Raw genomic sequence first — 16,730 nt, 5'->3', positions numbered from 1 at the left:
ATGGACAGCTTCTTCTCCTTCTACGTGCTGCCAGCGCTGATCATCCTGCTGAAGTCGCTGGCACTGATCGTGCCGCTGCTCGTCATCATCGCTTTCCTGCTCTATGCCGACCGCAAGGTCTGGGCGGCTGTCCAGTTGCGGCGTGGTCCGAACGTGGTTGGCCCATGGGGACTGCTGCAGTCCTTCGCCGACCTGCTCAAATTCGTGTTCAAGGAGCCGGTCATTCCGTCCGGCGCCAACAAGGGTGTGTTCCTGCTCGCCCCACTGGTTTCGGCCGTTCTGGCGATTTCGGCCTGGGCCGTCATCCCGGTCAACGCCGGCTGGGCGATTGCCAACATCAATGTCGGCATCCTCTACGTCTTCGCCATCTCCTCGCTGGAGGTCTATGGCGTGATCATGGGCGGCTGGGCCTCGAATTCGAAATATCCGTTCCTTGGCGCACTGCGCTCGGCGGCGCAGATGGTGTCTTATGAAGTGTCGATCGGCTTCGTCATCGTCACCGTGCTGCTCTGCGTGGGTTCGCTGAACCTTAGCGATATCGTGCTGTCGCAGCAGGACGGTCTCGGCACCAAGCTCGGCATGCCCAATACCTTCCTCGACTGGCACTGGCTCAGCCTGTTCCCGATGTTCGTCATCTTCTTCATCTCGGCCTTGGCCGAGACGAACAGGCCGCCTTTTGATCTGGTCGAGGCTGAATCCGAGCTCGTCGCCGGTCACATGGTCGAATATTCGTCGACGCCGTTCCTGCTGTTCTTCCTCGGGGAATATGTGGCGATCGTGCTGATGTGCGCACTCGCCACAATCCTGTTCCTTGGCGGGTGGCTGCCGCCGTTCGACTTCGCACCCTTCACCTGGGTGCCAGGCGTGATCTGGTTCATCCTCAAGGTCTGCCTGATGTTCTTCTTCTTCTCCATAGTGAAGGCATTCGTGCCGCGTTACCGCTATGACCAGCTGATGCGGCTGGGCTGGAAGGTGTTCCTGCCGATCTCGCTGTTCATGGTCGTCGCAACCGCGGCATTCCTCAAGATTACGGGATGGGCATGATGGGTGCTCTCGCTCAAGCCGCCAAGGCGTTGCTGCTGAAGGACTTCGTCGGGGCGTTTTTCCTGTCGATGCGCCAGTTCGTGGCACCGAAGGAGACGATCAACTATCCGTACGAGAAGGGGCCGCTCAGCCCTCGCTTCCGCGGTGAACACGCGCTGCGCCGTTATCCCAACGGTGAGGAACGCTGCATCGCCTGCAAGCTGTGCGAGGCGATCTGCCCAGCTCAGGCCATCACCATCGAGGCTGGTCCGCGCCGCAACGACGGTACCCGCCGTACCGTTCGCTACGACATCGACATGGTGAAGTGCATCTATTGCGGCTTCTGCCAGGAAGCCTGCCCGGTGGACGCGATCGTCGAGGGGCCGAATTTCGAGTTCGCGACGGAGACGCGCGAAGAACTCTACTACGACAAGGAAAAGCTGCTGGCCAACGGCGATCGGTGGGAGCGCGAGATTGCGCGCAACATCTCTCTGGACGCGCCGTACCGGTGAGTTTTGACAAGTGGACGTGCCGCAACGGCTCGTCTAAGGACAACGCGGTTTCGCGACCGGAGGCGGAGCGAAACCGAACTGAATGGGGCAGGGCGTCAGCCAGGCCCAACAGGAACCCGGGGGAACCCCAATGTTGAACGGACTAGAGGCGGCTTTTTTCTACCTCTTCGCCTTTATCGCTGTGGCGTCGGCCTTCATGGTCATTTCGTCACGCAATCCCGTGCATTCGGTGCTCTTCCTCATCCTGACCTTCTTCAATGCGGCCGGGTTGTTTTTGCTCACGGGTGCCGAATTCCTGGCAATGATCCTGCTCGTCGTCTATGTCGGCGCGGTCATGGTGCTGTTCCTGTTCGTCGTCATGATGCTGGATGTCGACTTTGCGGAACTGAAGAGCGGCGCTTTGCAATATGCGCCGATCGGCGCGCTGGTGGGGCTGATCCTGGCAGCCGAACTGATCGTCGTGCTTGGCGGCTATACCTTCGCTCCGCAGCTCGCAACGACAGTGGCGCAAAAGACGCCTGACCTCGCCACCCGCACCAATACGGCGGCGCTCGGCGACATCCTCTATACGGACTACCTCTATTACTTCCAGATCGCCGGCTTGGTGCTTCTGGTGGCCATGATCGGCGCGATCGTGCTGACACTGCGCCACAAGCCGGGCGTCAAGCGCCAGTCGATCGCCGAGCAGGTCGGCCGCACGCCGGCAACGGCCATCGAAATCAAGAAAGTCGAGACGGGGAAGGGCATCTGAGATGACCGTCGGCATCGGACATTACCTCACGCTTTCGGCGATCCTGTTCACGCTCGGCGTGTTCGGCATCTTTCTGAACCGCAAGAACGTCATCGTCATCCTGATGTCGGTGGAATTGATCCTGCTCGCGGTGAACATCAATTTCGTCGCCTTCTCGGCGGCGCTGGGCGATCTCGTTGGCCAGATCTTCGCGCTGTTCGTGCTGACGGTGGCGGCGGCTGAGGCGGCGATCGGTCTTGCCATCCTGGTCGTCTTCTTCCGCAACCGCGGTTCGATCGCGGTTGAAGACGTGAACATGATGAAGGGTTGAGCGAAGCTATCATGTATCAGGCAATCGTCTTTCTCCCTCTCATCGGCTTCCTGATCGTCGGGCTGTTCGGCAATTCGCTGGGCGCCAAGGCATCGGAATACATCACTTCGGGTTTCCTGGTGATCTCGGCAGTTTTGTCCTGGGTGGCCTTCTTTACGGTCGCGCTGGGGTCGGGCGAAGCCTTCACCGTGCCCGTCTTGCGCTGGATCCAGTCCGGTGCGGTCGACGCCTCCTGGGCGCTGCGCATCGATACGCTGACCGCGGTCATGCTGGTGGTGGTCAACACCGTGTCCGCCTTGGTGCACATTTACTCGATCGGCTACATGCACCACGATCCGAACCGGCCGCGTTTCTTCGCCTATCTGTCGCTGTTCACCTTCGCCATGCTGATGCTGGTGACGTCGGACAACCTGATCCAGATGTTCTTCGGCTGGGAAGGCGTCGGTCTGGCGTCCTATCTGCTGATCGGCTTCTGGTACAAGAAACCGTCCGCAAACGCTGCCGCCATCAAGGCGTTCGTCGTCAACCGCGTCGGCGACTTTGGCTTCGCGCTGGGCATCTTCGGCGTCTACATGCTGTTCGGCTCGGTCAACCTGTCGACGATCTTCGCCAATGCGGCTTCGTTCGCGCCGGCCGGCCATGATGCTGCCGCCGCCGCGACCGCGCATGGTGAGACCGTTCTGACCTTCCTCGGCTATGCACTGGACAAGGGTGCCGCGCTCACGGTCGTCTGCCTGCTCCTGTTCATGGGTGCCATGGGCAAGTCGGCACAGGTGCCGCTGCACACCTGGCTGCCGGACGCCATGGAAGGCCCGACGCCGGTTTCGGCGCTGATCCATGCCGCGACCATGGTCACCGCCGGCGTGTTCATGCTGGCGCGCCTTTCGCCGCTGTTCGAGCTGTCGCATACGGCGCTCACCGTGGTGACCTTCATCGGCGCCATCACGGCCTTCTTCGCGGCGACGGTCGGTCTGGTCCAGAACGACATCAAGCGCGTGATCGCTTATTCGACCTGCTCGCAGCTCGGCTACATGTTCGTGGCGCTCGGCGTCGGCGCCTATGGCGCGGCGATCTTCCACCTGTTCACGCACGCCTTCTTCAAGGCGCTGCTGTTCCTGGGCTCGGGCTCGGTCATCCATGCGATGTCGGACGAGCAGGACATGCGCAACATGGGCGGCATCCGCAAGCTGATCCCCACCACCTACTGGATGATGGTGATCGGCACGCTGGCGCTGACCGGCGTCGGCATCCCGGCGACGGTTATCGGTACCGCCGGCTTCTTCTCGAAGGACGCCATCATCGAAAGCGCGTTCGTCGGCCACAACTCGGTTGCGATCTTCGCTTTCACGCTGCTGGTCATCGCGGCCTGCTTCACCTCGTTCTATTCCTGGCGACTGATCTTCATGACCTTCCATGGCAAGCCGCGCGCCAGCCATGACGTGATGCATCATGTGCATGAATCGCCGCCGGTGATGCTGATTCCGCTGTTCATCCTGGCGGTCGGCGCGATCGCCGCGGGCTTCCTGTTCCATGACTACTTCATCGGCGAAGCCTATGCCGAATTCTGGAAAGGCTCGCTGTTCACGCTGCCGGACAACCACATCCTGCATGACATGCATGGCGTGCCGACGTGGGTGAAGCTGGCGCCTTTCGTGGCGATGGTGGTTGGCTTCCTGGTTTCGTGGAAATTCTACATTTCCTCGCCCCAGATTCCGGTGACGCTGGCCCAGCGCCATCGGGGGCTTTACGCCTTCCTGCTCAACAAGTGGTACTTCGACGAGCTGTATGACTTCCTGTTCGTGCGGCCGGCCAAGCGCCTCGGCTACTTCCTGTGGAAGAAGGGCGATGGCGTGGTCATCGACGGCCTCGGGCCTGATGGCGTCTCGGCCCGCGTGGTCGACGTCACCAACCGCGTGGTCAAGCTGCAGACCGGCTATCTCTATCACTATGCCTTCGCCATGCTTATCGGCGTGGCGGCACTCGTCACCTGGATGATGCTCTGATGACCGACTGGCCAATTCTCTCCACGGTCACCTTCCTGCCGCTGGTCGGCGCGCTGCTGATCCTGTTCATTCGCGACGACAGCGATGCAGGACGCCGCAACGTGCGTGCGATCGCCCTGTGGACGACCATCATCACCTTCCTGGTGTCGCTGCCGATCTGGATCTACTTCGACAATTCCAATCCCGGCTTCCAGTTCGTGGAGAAGACGTCCTGGCTGGATAGCGGCATCTCCTATCACATGGGTGTCGACGGTATCTCGATGCTGTTCGTCATCCTGACGACCTTCCTGATGCCGCTCTGCGTCCTGGCTTCGTGGGGCTCGGTGGAGAAGCGCGTCAAGGAATACATGATCGCGTTCCTGATCCTGGAAACGCTGATGATCGGCGTGTTCTGCGCGCTGGACATCGTGCTCTTCTACGTCTTCTTCGAGGCCGGCCTGATCCCGATGTTCATCATCATCGGCGTGTGGGGCGGTAAGCGGCGCGTCTACGCCTCGTTCAAGTTCTTCCTCTACACGCTGCTCGGCTCGGTGCTGATGCTGCTGGCCATCATGGCGATGTTCTGGCAGGCCGGCACCACCGACATCCCGACGCTGCTGACGCACAACTTTCCGGCCAACATGCAGACATGGCTATGGCTGGCCTTCTTCGCGTCTTTCGCGGTGAAGATGCCGATGTGGCCGGTGCACACCTGGTTGCCGGACGCGCACGTCGAGGCGCCGACAGCCGGTTCGGTCATCCTGGCCGGTATTCTGCTGAAGATGGGCGGTTACGGCTTCCTGCGTTTCTCGCTGCCGATGTTCCCGCTGGCTTCCGAGTTCTTCGCGCCGATGGTGTTCACGCTTTCGGTGGTGGCCATCATCTACACCTCGCTGGTGGCGCTGATGCAGGAAGACATCAAGAAGCTGATCGCCTATTCGTCGGTCGCCCATATGGGCTTCGTCACCATGGGCATCTTCACGATCAACCAGGAGGGCGTGCAGGGCGCGATCTTCCAGATGCTCAGCCACGGCCTTGTATCGGGCGCGCTGTTCCTGTGCGTCGGCGTCATCTACGATCGCCTGCACACCCGCGAGATCGCGGCCTATGGCGGCCTGGTCAACACCATGCCGAAATACGCCACGGTGTTCCTGATCTTCACCATGGCCAATGTCGGCCTGCCGGGCACCAGCGGTTTCGTCGGCGAGTTCCTGACCATGCTCGGCGCCTTCAAGGTCAACACATGGGTGGCGTTCTTTGCCGCCACCGGCGTCATCCTGTCGGCCGCCTATGCGTTGTGGCTCTATCGCCGCGTCATCTTCGGGGCGCTGACCAAGGACAGCCTGAAAGGCATGCTCGACCTGTCGGCCCGCGAAAAGGTGGTGATCTACCCGCTGGTCGTCCTGGTCATCTTCTTCGGCGTCTATCCGGCGCCGGTGTTCGACGCCACGGCCGCCTCGGTCAAGTCACTCGTCACCAACGTCACCGCATCCATCGGCTCCGCGCAGACCGCGGCGGCGCACTGAGTAGAGCATCATGACCCCGGATCTTATCTCCAGCCTTTCGCTCACCACGCCGGAGCTGATCATCGCCATCGGCGCGCTGGTCCTCCTGATGGTCGGCGCCTATTCGCGCGAAGCCTCGAGCGGGGCCATCACCGGGCTTGCGGTTGCGATCCTGATCGTCGCCGGCGGCTGGATGCTGTTCGTTTCGGGGGAGGGCAATGCCTTCGGCAGCGCCTTCGTGCAGGACGCGTTCGCCCGCTTCATGAAGCTGCTGTCGCTCGTCGGTTCGGCGGTCACGCTGATCATGTCGGTGCGCTTCGCCAAGGCCGAGCGTTTCGACAAGTTCGAGTATCCGGTGCTGATCCTGCTGTGCACGCTCGGCATGATGTTGATGATTTCGGCCAATGGCATGATCGCGCTCTACCTCGGTCTCGAGCTGCAGTCGCTGGCGATCTACGTGCTCGCCGCCATCAACCGCGACAATGTCCGCTCGACCGAAGCTGGCCTGAAATATTTCGTGCTCGGCGCGCTGTCGTCCGGCATGCTGCTCTACGGCATCAGCCTGGTTTACGGCTATACCGGCAACGTGTCCTTTGAAGCCATTGCCTCGGCACTGGGGCAGGGCGAGCGCCAGCTCGGCCTGGTGTTCGGCCTGGTCTTCGTGCTGGCCGGTCTCGCCTTCAAGATTTCGGCGGTTCCGTTCCATATGTGGACGCCGGACGTCTATGAAGGCGCTCCGACCCCGATCACGGCCTTCCTGGCCGCTGCCCCGAAGATGGCTGCAATGGCGCTCATCGTTCGCGTGACGATGGGGGCATTCGAGCCGATCGCCAAGGACTGGCAGCAGATCATCGTCTTCATTTCGATCGCGTCGATGGCGCTTGGTGCCTTCGCGGCCATCGGCCAGACCAACATCAAGCGCCTGATGGCCTATTCGTCGATCGGCCACATGGGCTATGCACTGGTCGGTCTCGCCGCCAATTCCGAAGCCGGCGTGCGTGGCGTTGTCATTTACATGCTGATCTACCTGGTGATGACGCTCGGCACCTTCGCCTTCATCCTCGCCATGCGTCGCAACAATGAGAATGTCGAAAAGATCAGCGATCTGGCCGGCCTCTCTTCGACCAATCCGGCCATGGCCACCGTCCTGACCATCCTAATGTTCTCGCTGGCCGGCATTCCGCCGCTCGCGGGCTTCTGGGGGAAGTGGTACGTGTTCCTCGCCGCCATCAACGCCAATCTCTATGCGCTGGCGATCATCGGCGTTCTGTCCTCGGTGGTGGGCGCGTTCTACTACCTGCGCATCATCAAGCTGATGTGGTTCGATGAGCCCGTCGGCGGTTTCCAGCCGATGGCTGGCGAACTGCGCCTGGTGCTTGGCGTTTCCGGTGCCTTCGTGCTGTTCTATGTGCTGATCGGTGGCTCGATCAGCACATACGCTGAAGCCGCAGCGAAGACGTTCTTTTGATGGGATTTGCGCTGGCGCCGACTGCGGCTTCCCAGGGCTTTCGCCTCGAAGCGCATGACAGCGTCGGCTCCACAAATGCGCTGGCGCTGGAGCACGCCCGTGCTGGCGATCCCGGCAAGCTCTGGGTTGTTTCCAGGAAACAGGAAAGCGGACGCGGCCGACGCGGCCGCGCCTGGGCGACGCTCGAAGGCAATCTCGCCGCTACGCTGCTTTTGGTTGTCGAAGGTGAACTGCGCACCGCCGCTACGCTCGGCTTCGTCGCCGGGCTGGCGCTGGCCGATGCGCTTGATGCCGTCGTGCCCAAGGGGCGTATCGCTGTCGCGCTCGACGGTGCGAGTGCCGGACGTAACCGTTTCGAACTGAAGTGGCCAAACGATGTTCTGGCTTCCGGCGCCAAGCTTTCCGGCATCCTGCTGGAATCGACGTTGCTGGACGGTGGTCGGTTTGCAGTGGCGATCGGTATCGGCGTCAATGTTGCCGCGCATCCCGAGGGGGTGCCTTATCCGGCCACATCGCTGAGAGCTCTGGGAGCGACTTGCGATGCGGAGACGCTGTTCCTGGCACTGTCTGATGCCTGGAGCGAAAACGCTGGACTGTGGGCCGACGGACGCGGTCTTGACGCGATACGCCAGCGCTGGCTCGAGCGGGCTGCAGGGCTGGGCGGTGAAGTTGCCGTCAGGATCGACGGCGATGTCGTGCGCGGCACATTCGAGACCATTGACGAGGACTGTCGTTTTGTGATCCGCGAAAGTGGAGGACGCATGATAACGGTTGCGGCCGGTGACGTGCATTTTGGCGCGGTGGCTTCAGCCTCAGCACAATAGAACTCCGCGGCGCGGCCTGCGCGCATGCTGGAGCGAAAAGGAGAAATTGGATGGCGAAAGCGGATAACGCCGAACTCGTGTTCGTGCCGCTGGGCGGTGTCGGCGAAATCGGCATGAATTTCGCCCTCTACGGTTTTGGCCCGGCCAACAACCGTGAGTGGATCGTCATCGACGTTGGCGTCACCTTTCCAGATCCTGCCCATCCAGGTGTCGACCTGATCCTGCCGGACACTCGCTTCATCGAAGACAAACTCGCCAACCTGCGCGGCATCGTCATCACACACGCGCATGAGGATCATTATGGCGCGCTACACGACATCTGGCCGAAGCTCAAAGTGCCGGTATGGATGACGCCATTCGGCGCCGGTCTTCTGGAGGCCAAGCGCCAGGGGGAGGCGGATGCGCCGAAGATACCGGTGACGATCTACCGGGCTGGCGAGAAATTCACCGTGGGTCCATTCGAGATCGAGGCGATCCCGGTTGCGCATTCGATTCCCGAGCCGATGTCGCTGGCGATCACCACGCCGGTCGGCACGGTGATCCACACCGGCGACTGGAAGATCGATCCGGCGCCGTCGATCGGACCGAAGACCGACGAAGCGCGTTTCCGTGCCTATGGCGACAAGGGTGTGCTCGCGCTGGTGTGCGATTCCACCAATGCGCTGCGGGACGGGGATTCTCCTTCCGAGCAGGAAGTGGGCGCAAGCCTGAAGACGCTGATCGAAGAAGCGAAAGGGCGTGTCGCCATTTCCACCTTCTCGTCCAATGTCGGGCGCGTGGTGGCGATCGCCCGTGCTGCGCGCGATGCAGGCCGTCAGGTTCTGGTGCTTGGCCGCTCGCTGAAGCGCGTCATCGATGTCTCCAGCGAACTTGGCTACATGGACGGGCTTCCGGAGTTCATCGGGGAGGAGGACTATGGCTTCATCCCACGCGAGAACCTCGTCATCATCTGCACCGGCAGCCAGGGTGAGCCGCTGGCGGCTCTCGCCAAGCTGTCGCGTGACGAAATGAAGTCGGTTGGGCTGACCGCCGGCGACACGGTGATCTTCTCGTCCCGCACCATTCCCGGCAATGAGAAGGCGATCCTGGAGATCAAGAATCGCCTGATCGACCTCGGCATGAAGATCATCGAGGACGGCGACGCGCTGGTGCATGTGTCTGGCCATCCGCGCCGCAGCGAGTTGAAGCGTATGTATGAATGGGTGCGGCCTGAGATCGGTGTGCCGGTGCATGGCGAGGCCGCGCATCTGGTGGCTCAGGGTTCGCTGATGTCGATGTCGGGAATCCGCCAGGTGGCGCAGGTGCGCGACGGCGACATGCTGCGGCTCTATCCTGGAGCAGCCGAAGTTGTCGATCAGGTGCCGTATGGCCGCGTTTACAAGGACGGCAAGCTGGTCGGCACCGACGAGGCGATGGGCATCCGCGAGCGGCGCAAGCTTTCCTTTGCCGGCCATGTCGCGGTCAATGTCGTGCTGGACGACAAGTATGAACTCGCCGGCGATCCCGACCTCGTTGCCATAGGGGTTGCGGAGGCTGACGCTGCTGGCGAGCTGCTGGAAGACATCATGCTCGACGCGGCTGTCGGCGCGGTCGACTCCATTCCGCGCCAGCGTCGGAAAGACCTCGACCTGGTCCAGGAGTCCGTGCGCCGTGCCGTGCGGGCTGCCGCCAATGAGACCTGGGGCAAGAAGCCGCTGGTGACGGTGTTTGTGACGCGCTGAAAACAAAGTAGGCAATTGGCAGGCGGTATCCGACACTGATGGCTGTATGTCAGCTGCTTTGGAGTTTCCATGCTGGGACGACTGAACCACGTAGCAATTGCTGTACCGGATCTGGCTGCGGCCAGCGCCGTTTATCGCGACACGCTGGGTGCCAGGACAACGCAGCCACAGGCGCTGCCTGAGCATGGTGTGACGGTGGTGTTCATTGACCTTGGCAACACCAAGGTCGAGCTGCTTGAACCGCTTGGCGAGAATTCGCCCATTGCCGCCTTCCTGGAAAAGAACCCATCCGGTGGCATGCATCATGTCTGCTACGAGGTCGACGACATCCTGGCAGCGCGCGACCGGCTGAAGGCCGGCGGAGCACGCGTGCTGGGTGATGGCAACCCGAAAATCGGCGCGCATGGCAAGCCTGTGCTGTTCCTGCATCCGAAGGATTTCGCCGGCACGCTGGTGGAGCTGGAACAGGCATGACCGGGGGAACCATCACCACCTGGGACTGGATCTCGATGGTCGCGGTCTATTTCGTGGTCTGGTGGATCACATTGTTCGCCATCTTGCCGTTCAGTTTCCGCCGGCAGGACGAAGAGAACGAGGTCGTGCTGGGAACCACGGCGAGCGCGCCGAAGAAACCCAGATTTCTCTACATCATCATCTGGACGTCGATCTGGGCCTTCATTGTGCTGGGAGGCTATTACGGCGTGACCATCGGGCTTGGCTGGACCGTCGACGACATTCCGCAGATCCTGCCCAAGTTCGATTGAGTGCTTAGCCGGGAGATCCCGGTTGGTTCCAGGACAACAGTGCTTCCCGTTCGGCGCGTGATCTGGCCATGCTGGCGCGCGCGGCCGCGACGACCGATGCCGACGAATTCTCGGGAAGGCCCGCACCGAAAGGTGGTTCCGGGGCGTATTCCAGCGAGAGTTGGATCGTCTCGGCTTCCTCTCGGCCGATGAGTTCGGCGATGACCGTCAGCCCGAAGTCGATACCTGATGTTACGCCGCCTGCCGTAATCAGCGCACCGTCTTTGACGACGCGCGCCTTGGTTGGAATTGCGCCGAAAACCGGAAGAAAGTCCATTGCATTCCAGTGCGTCGTCGCACGCCGACCCGAGAGGAGACCGGCCCGGCCGAGAACGAGGGCCCCGGTGCAGACCGATGTCACAAACCGTGCCGCGGCTGCCTTGCTGCGGACGAAGGCGAGCGTTTCCTCGTCCGTCAGCAGGGGATTGACGCCTGAGCCGCCGGGAACGCAGAGAACGTCGAAATCCGGAGCGTCAGCGAATGTCGTATCCGGTTTCAACCAGAGCCCGGTTGTAGCACGCAAGGGCTGCAGGTCCTTCCAGACGAGGTGAACCTCCGCGTCCTTTGCGGAAGCGAACACTTCATAGGGGCCGGTCAGGTCGAGCTGCTGGACCCGTGGAAAGCACAAAATCCCGAAGCGCAATGCCATTTGTCCTCCTGGAGCGGTCGATGGTTTTCAGGGAGACTGGACCGGGACCGTCTCGTGGTTGCGGCTGTCTCAACCGGAAACGCCACACGCTTTCCGGGCTGCTCGTATTGACGATTTGATCGTAGTTCGGGAAAACTGGCGCGTGTGCCAATTATCGCTCGTTTCATGCCAAATCTTGTTGCCCATCGTGTGGAAATCCTGGCCTTCCCGAACGCCCAGATCCTGGATGTGACAGGGCCGGCTCAGGTTTTCGCGACGGCGAACGACTTGATGCCTGCCGGGGCACCCAAGCCTTATGAGATCGTGGTGACGGCAGCGGCGGCGGAAGTCACCACAAGCTCCGGCATAACGTTGCGGGCCGCGCCTTTGTCGCTGCAATTCCCATATCCTGCGACCTTGATTGTCGCCGGGGGATATGGCGTCAACAATGCTGCGCGGGACGTTGTGCTCGTCGATTGGGTCAAACAGCGTTCCGCATCGGCGAAACGAACCGCGTCGGTGTGCAGCGGTGCCTTTCTGCTTGCCGAAGCTGGGCTTCTCGATGGCCGCCGCGCTGTCACGCATTGGCAGCGCGGCGACGAGTTTGCCGCACGCTTTCCGGCGGTCGAGCTCGAGCGCGATCCCATTTTTGTGCGCGATGATGCGGTCTGGACGTCTGCCGGCATCACGGCGGGTATCGATCTGGCCCTGGCGATGGTCGAACACGACCAGGGGCATCGACTGGCGCTGGCAGTCGCGCGGCAACTGGTCGTCTTCCTGAAGCGCCCCGGGGGCCAGAAGCAATTCAGTTCGGTGCTTGCATTCCAGGAGGCGGACGAGATGTTCGAAAGCCTGCATGGCTGGATTGCCGCCAACCTCCATCGCGATCTGTCGCTGGCCTCATTGGCCGACCAGGCCGGCATGAGCCTGCGGTCATTTTCGCGACACTACCGCCAACGCACCGGACATACGCCTGCGCGTGCGGTTGAAACGATCCGGTTCGAGACTGCGCGGCAATTCCTGGAGGACGGAGCAAGTGTAGCTCGCACCGTCAGGCGATGCGGTTTCGGTTCGCCGGAAACGATGCGCCGCGCCTTCCTGCGAAATCTTGGCATCGGTCCGAATGCATATCGCGAGCGTTTCCACGGGTAGATATTCGGCTAAGTGGAATGCTGCGCCGCAGCATCAAATTCTCGGCCGATGGTTTCGAACCGGCGCCTGCTATCGCAGCAGTGCTGAAACCGGTGAAAATGACATCGTCGTGACGGTTGTATGACTGCGTCCCGATCAATGTGGAGGAGCGACGGAGCGGGTGGTTTTGTTTCGCTTTGGGGTAGATGAACCTGAGTAAAACAGGAAGGAAAAGGCAGGATATTTTACCGCCAAAAGGACGATGCCGGACCTGATCGTGTTTGATGTTCTACCTTACTGGAAAACTGCAATCTGCTGATTGCACAAAAAAAATGCAAGGCACGAAGCCTTGCAATTTAAACGCGTCCGATCTGCTTTCCGTTTCCGGCGGCTGCGAGTTACCGCGCCTAGATCGCATCCTCCCAAGACTTTGACCGCGCAGGAGAACAGGTCTTTAACCCGTCCTCTCGGTTATGTTGTCACAGTAGAACAGCGCGCATGAAAATGTCACGTTAAATTTTACGTCTAAACGTACTTTCCTGTGCTGCATTGCACAATAAAACGGCTTGGCTTGCTTAAGGAAAGAACAGCGATTACCAGCGCGCACTTGCCACGGACGCGCGGGTTTCCATTCCGCCATGAAATGGCTATGAAGCCCTTGCATTGAAGCCTTCCATGCGTCGATTCCGGCGCGGCCTTCCTCATTTACGGACCAGCCCATGCGTTTGTCGCGCTACTTCCTGCCCATCCTGAAAGAGAACCCCCGCGAGGCCGAGATCGTCTCGCATCGCCTGATGTTGCGTGCCGGCATGATCCGCCAGCAGGGGCAGGGCTCCTTCACGATGCTGCCACTGGGCAAGCGCGTGCTCGACAAGGTCTGTGCCATCATCCGGGAAGAACAGAACCGTGCCGGCGCTCTGGAAATCCTGATGCCCACCATCCAGTCGGCGGAGCTGTGGCGTGAGAGCGGCCGCTATGACGCCTATGGCAAGGAGATGCTGCGGATCAAGGATCGCCAGGACCGCGAGTTGCTCTACGGCCCGACCAACGAGGAGATGGTGACGGAAGTCTTCCGTTCCTACGTCAAGTCTTACAAGGACCTGCCGCTCAACCTCTACCACATCCAGTGGAAGTTCCGTGACGAAGTGCGCCCGCGCTTCGGGGTCATGCGTGGCCGCGAATTCCTGATGAAGGACGCCTATACGTTCGACCTCAACTACGAGGGCGCCAAGGCTGCTTACTACCGGATGTTCGTGTCCTATCTGCGCACCTTTACCCGCATGGGCCTGAAGGCGATCCCGATGCGCGCCGATACCGGCCCGATCGGCGGCGACCTTTCCCACGAATTCATCATTCTGGCGGAGACCGGCGAGAGCCAGGTGTATTGCCACAAGGATTTCCTGTCGCTGCCGGTACCGGGCGAAAACATCAACTATGACAATGATGCCGAAATCGCCGGCATCGTGCAGGAGTGGACGACGCCTTACGCGGCGACCGACGAGATGCATGACGAAGCCGCCTGGGACAAGATCGGCGATGGCGAGCGTCTCTCCGCGCGCGGCATCGAAGTCGGCCACATATTCCATTTCGGCGAGAAGTATTCGAAGCCGATGGGCGCCAAGGTGCAAGGCCCCGACGGCAAGGAACATTTTGTCTCGATGGGTTCCTACGGCATCGGCCCGACGCGCCTGATCGCTGCCATCATCGAGGCGAGCCATGACGATGCCGGCATCATCTGGCCGGAAAGCATCGCGCCCTTCGACATCGCGCTCATCAACATGAAGGCCGGTGACGCCGATTGCGACCGCGTTTGCGACGAGCTCTATGCCACGCTGACGGCGGCCGGCAAGGATGTGCTCTATGACGATACCGACCAGCGGCCAGGCGGCAAGTTCGCCACCGCCGACCTGATCGGTCTGCCCTGGCAGGTGATCGTCGGGCCACGCGGCGTTGCCGCCGGCGAGGTCGAGATCAAGAACCGCAAGAGCGGCGAACGCGAAACCGTGCCGCTGGCGACTGCCCTCCAGCGCCTGGGTGTTGCTGCATGAGCCAGACGGCGGCAGCCAAGCCGGCCGGCGCTGGACCTTTTTCGGGTTTCGAGCGCATGGTGGCCTGGCGCTATCTGCGCTCCCGCCGCAAGGAGACGGTGATCTCGGTCATCGCCTCGATCTCCTTCCTCGGCATCATGCTGGGCGTTGCGACGCTGATCGTGGTGATGGCGGTGATGAACGGTTTCCGGGCGGAGCTGCTGTCGCGCATCCTCGGCATCAACGGACATCTCATCGTCACGCCGGTGGATCTGCCGCTGGAAGACTATGCCGAGCTTGCCAAGCGCATCAACGGCGTGCCTGGCGTCAAATATGCCATTCCGCTGGTCGAAGGCCAGGTGCTGGCTCAGGGCAATGTCGGCTCCGGTGGCGGCGCTCTGGTGCGCGGCGTCCGTGGCGAAGATCTCGGCAAGATCACGCTGGTTGCCAACAACATCAAGCAGGGCTCGATCGTTGGTTTCGATACCGCCGGCGGCGTCGCCATCGGCCGTCGCATGGCGGAGAATCTCGGCCTGGTGCTGGGCGACACCATCACCCTGATCTCGCCCGATGGCGATGTCAGTCCGCTCGGCACGACGCCGCGCCTGAAAGGCTATCCGGTGACGGCGATCTTCGAGGTCGGGATGTCGGAGTACGATACCTCGATCGTCTATATGCCGTTCTCCGAAGCGCAGATGTACTTCAACTCGGAGGGCAAGGCGCAGAGCCTCGAAGTTTATCTCGACAACCCTGACAATGTCGAAGCGATCAAGCCAAAGGTGGAGGAAGCGGCGCAGCGGCAAATCTATCTGACCGACTGGCGGCAGCGTAACCAGACCTTCTTCTCGGCGCTGCAGGTAGAACGCAACGTCATGTTCATGATCCTGACACTGATCGTGCTGGTGGCGGCGCTCAATATCATCTCCGGCCTTGTCATGTTGGTGAAGGACAAGGGACACGACATTGCGATCCTGCGCACCATGGGGGCGACGCGTGGCGCTGTCCTGCGCATCTTCCTGATGACTGGTGCAGCCATCGGCGTGGTTGGCACCGTCGCCGGCGTGCTGCTCGGCGTCCTGATCTGCCTCAACGTCGAACGCATCCGTGAATTCTTCTCGTGGCTGTCAGGGACCGTCCTGTTCAACCCCGAGCTTTATTTCCTCAGTCAGTTGCCGGCCAAGATGGATGCCGGCGAGACATTCTCGGTCATTGTCATGGCACTGGTCCTCTCCTTTATCGCAACGCTGTTCCCGGCCTGGCGGGCTGCACGGCTCGATCCTGTCGAAGCGCTGAGGTACGAGTGATGGCCGAACCCGTGTTGGAGCTGAAAAGCGTCGAGCGGCACTATGTGCAGGGACCACGCAAGCTCACCATCCTGAATGGTGCCGACTTCACGTTGCACCGCGGCGAGATGGTGGCGATGGTGGCGCCGTCCGGTACCGGCAAGTCGACGCTCCTGCACACCGCGGGCCTGCTCGAACGGCCTGACGGTGGCGATGTCATCCTGTCTGGCAGGGCTTGTGGACGGCTGTCGGACGACGAACGCACGGCGATCCGCCGTAACGACATCGGCTTCGTCTACCAGTTCCATCACTTGCTGCCGGAATTCTCGGCGCTTGAAAACATCATGATGCCGCAGCTGATCCGTGGCCTGTCGAAACCTGAAGCTTCCAAGCGCGCGGCTCAGTTGCTGGACTACATGCAGATCGGCAAGCGTGCTCAGCATCGGCCGGCGGAACTGTCCGGTGGCGAGCAGCAGCGCGTCGCGATCGCACGCGCCGTGGCCAATGCTCCCTTGGTGCTTCTGGCCGACGAGCCGACAGGCAATCTCGACCCGGCAACGGCATCTTATGTCTTCGACGCGCTCGAGGCGCTGGTGAGGCAGTCCGGGCTGGCCGCCATGATCGCCACGCATAACCACGAGCTCGCCGCCCGCATGGACCGGCGTGTGACACTGGCCGAAGGCAAGGTTGTGCCGCTGTAAGGAAGGTTTCCATGCGCTCCTATGGCATCGCCCCGATCCGTCTGATTGCTCTCCAACGCCT

The 16,730-nt window shown here is 61.4% G+C and carries 16 protein-coding genes; 15 read left to right on the top strand and 1 reads right to left on the bottom strand.

Annotated elements, in window-relative coordinates; translation table 11 throughout:
- From nuoH to AC3WTO_RS10750, 11 genes are all read left to right on the top strand, one after another.
- Entirely contained in the window at positions 1–1,044 is a 1,044-nt protein-coding gene (gene nuoH, locus AC3WTO_RS10800; protein WP_492460701.1) for an NADH-quinone oxidoreductase subunit NuoH, read from the top strand.
- Positions 1,044–1,535 (top strand): NADH-quinone oxidoreductase subunit NuoI, encoded by a 492-nt coding sequence (gene nuoI / locus AC3WTO_RS10795; protein WP_492460866.1) that lies wholly within the window; start codon positions 1,044–1,046, stop codon positions 1,533–1,535. Before nuoH ends, nuoI begins: the two co-directional genes overlap by 1 nt.
- 130 nt (positions 1,536–1,665) lie before the next feature.
- Positions 1,666–2,286 (top strand): NADH-quinone oxidoreductase subunit J, encoded by a 621-nt coding sequence (locus AC3WTO_RS10790; RefSeq protein ID WP_492460700.1) that lies wholly within the window; start codon positions 1,666–1,668, stop codon positions 2,284–2,286.
- Between the two features lies 1 nt (position 2,287).
- A complete protein-coding gene (nuoK, locus tag AC3WTO_RS10785) occupies positions 2,288–2,596 on the top strand; it encodes an NADH-quinone oxidoreductase subunit NuoK (protein WP_492460698.1) in 309 nt (102 codons plus the stop codon).
- Between the two features lie 11 nt (positions 2,597–2,607).
- Positions 2,608–4,599: an NADH-quinone oxidoreductase subunit L gene (nuoL, locus tag AC3WTO_RS10780; RefSeq protein WP_492460697.1), complete on the top strand. Its 1,992-nt coding sequence runs from the start codon at positions 2,608–2,610 to the stop codon at positions 4,597–4,599.
- Complete coding sequence (locus tag AC3WTO_RS10775; RefSeq protein WP_492460696.1) at positions 4,599–6,104, top strand: NADH-quinone oxidoreductase subunit M; 1,506 nt, start codon at positions 4,599–4,601, stop codon at positions 6,102–6,104. The genes nuoL and AC3WTO_RS10775 overlap by 1 nt, the downstream gene beginning before the upstream one ends.
- A 10-nt stretch (positions 6,105–6,114) precedes the next feature.
- Positions 6,115–7,551, top strand: coding sequence for an NADH-quinone oxidoreductase subunit NuoN (nuoN, locus tag AC3WTO_RS10770; protein WP_492460695.1), 1,437 nt, complete (start codon positions 6,115–6,117; stop codon positions 7,549–7,551).
- Entirely contained in the window at positions 7,551–8,375 is an 825-nt protein-coding gene (locus AC3WTO_RS10765; RefSeq protein ID WP_492460694.1) for a biotin--[acetyl-CoA-carboxylase] ligase, read from the top strand. Before nuoN ends, AC3WTO_RS10765 begins: the two co-directional genes overlap by 1 nt.
- Positions 8,376–8,425: 50 nt before the next feature.
- The gene (locus AC3WTO_RS10760) at positions 8,426–10,096 is read left to right on the top strand and encodes a ribonuclease J (protein WP_492460693.1); all 1,671 of its coding nucleotides are present in this window, start codon (positions 8,426–8,428) and stop codon (positions 10,094–10,096) included.
- A 69-nt stretch (positions 10,097–10,165) separates the two neighbouring features.
- On the top strand, positions 10,166–10,570 hold the full coding sequence (mce, locus tag AC3WTO_RS10755) for a methylmalonyl-CoA epimerase (RefSeq protein ID WP_492460692.1): 405 nt from the start codon (positions 10,166–10,168) through the stop codon (positions 10,568–10,570).
- Positions 10,567–10,860: a DUF1467 family protein gene (locus tag AC3WTO_RS10750; protein WP_492460691.1), complete on the top strand. Its 294-nt coding sequence runs from the start codon at positions 10,567–10,569 to the stop codon at positions 10,858–10,860. Before mce ends, AC3WTO_RS10750 begins: the two co-directional genes overlap by 4 nt.
- A gap of 4 nt (positions 10,861–10,864) precedes the next feature.
- Here the strand turns inward: AC3WTO_RS10750 and AC3WTO_RS10745 are convergent, their stop codons facing one another.
- Positions 10,865–11,548 (bottom strand): DJ-1/PfpI family protein, encoded by a 684-nt coding sequence (locus AC3WTO_RS10745; RefSeq protein ID WP_492460690.1) that lies wholly within the window; start codon positions 11,546–11,548, stop codon positions 10,865–10,867.
- 165 nt (positions 11,549–11,713) lie between these two features.
- Here AC3WTO_RS10745 and AC3WTO_RS10740 point away from each other — a divergent pair, with 165 nt between their 5' ends.
- The 4 genes from AC3WTO_RS10740 to AC3WTO_RS10725 all read left to right on the top strand — a co-directional run bounded on the left by AC3WTO_RS10740 (position 11,714) and on the right by AC3WTO_RS10725 (position 16,669).
- Entirely contained in the window at positions 11,714–12,679 is a 966-nt protein-coding gene (locus AC3WTO_RS10740) for a GlxA family transcriptional regulator (protein ID WP_492460689.1), read from the top strand.
- Between the two features lie 698 nt (positions 12,680–13,377).
- On the top strand, positions 13,378–14,706 hold the full coding sequence (gene proS, locus AC3WTO_RS10735; RefSeq protein WP_492460688.1) for a proline--tRNA ligase: 1,329 nt from the start codon (positions 13,378–13,380) through the stop codon (positions 14,704–14,706).
- Complete coding sequence (locus AC3WTO_RS10730) at positions 14,703–15,989, top strand: lipoprotein-releasing ABC transporter permease subunit (protein ID WP_492460687.1); 1,287 nt, start codon at positions 14,703–14,705, stop codon at positions 15,987–15,989. The genes proS and AC3WTO_RS10730 overlap by 4 nt, the downstream gene beginning before the upstream one ends.
- Entirely contained in the window at positions 15,989–16,669 is a 681-nt protein-coding gene (locus AC3WTO_RS10725; RefSeq protein ID WP_492460686.1) for an ABC transporter ATP-binding protein, read from the top strand. The genes AC3WTO_RS10730 and AC3WTO_RS10725 overlap by 1 nt, the downstream gene beginning before the upstream one ends.
- Positions 16,670–16,730 lie beyond the last annotated feature (61 nt).

The sequence above is a fragment of the Mesorhizobium sp. EU05-FHT14A09 genome, assembly GCF_058790995.1.
This window is presented reverse-complemented; position numbering and strand designations above follow the sequence as displayed.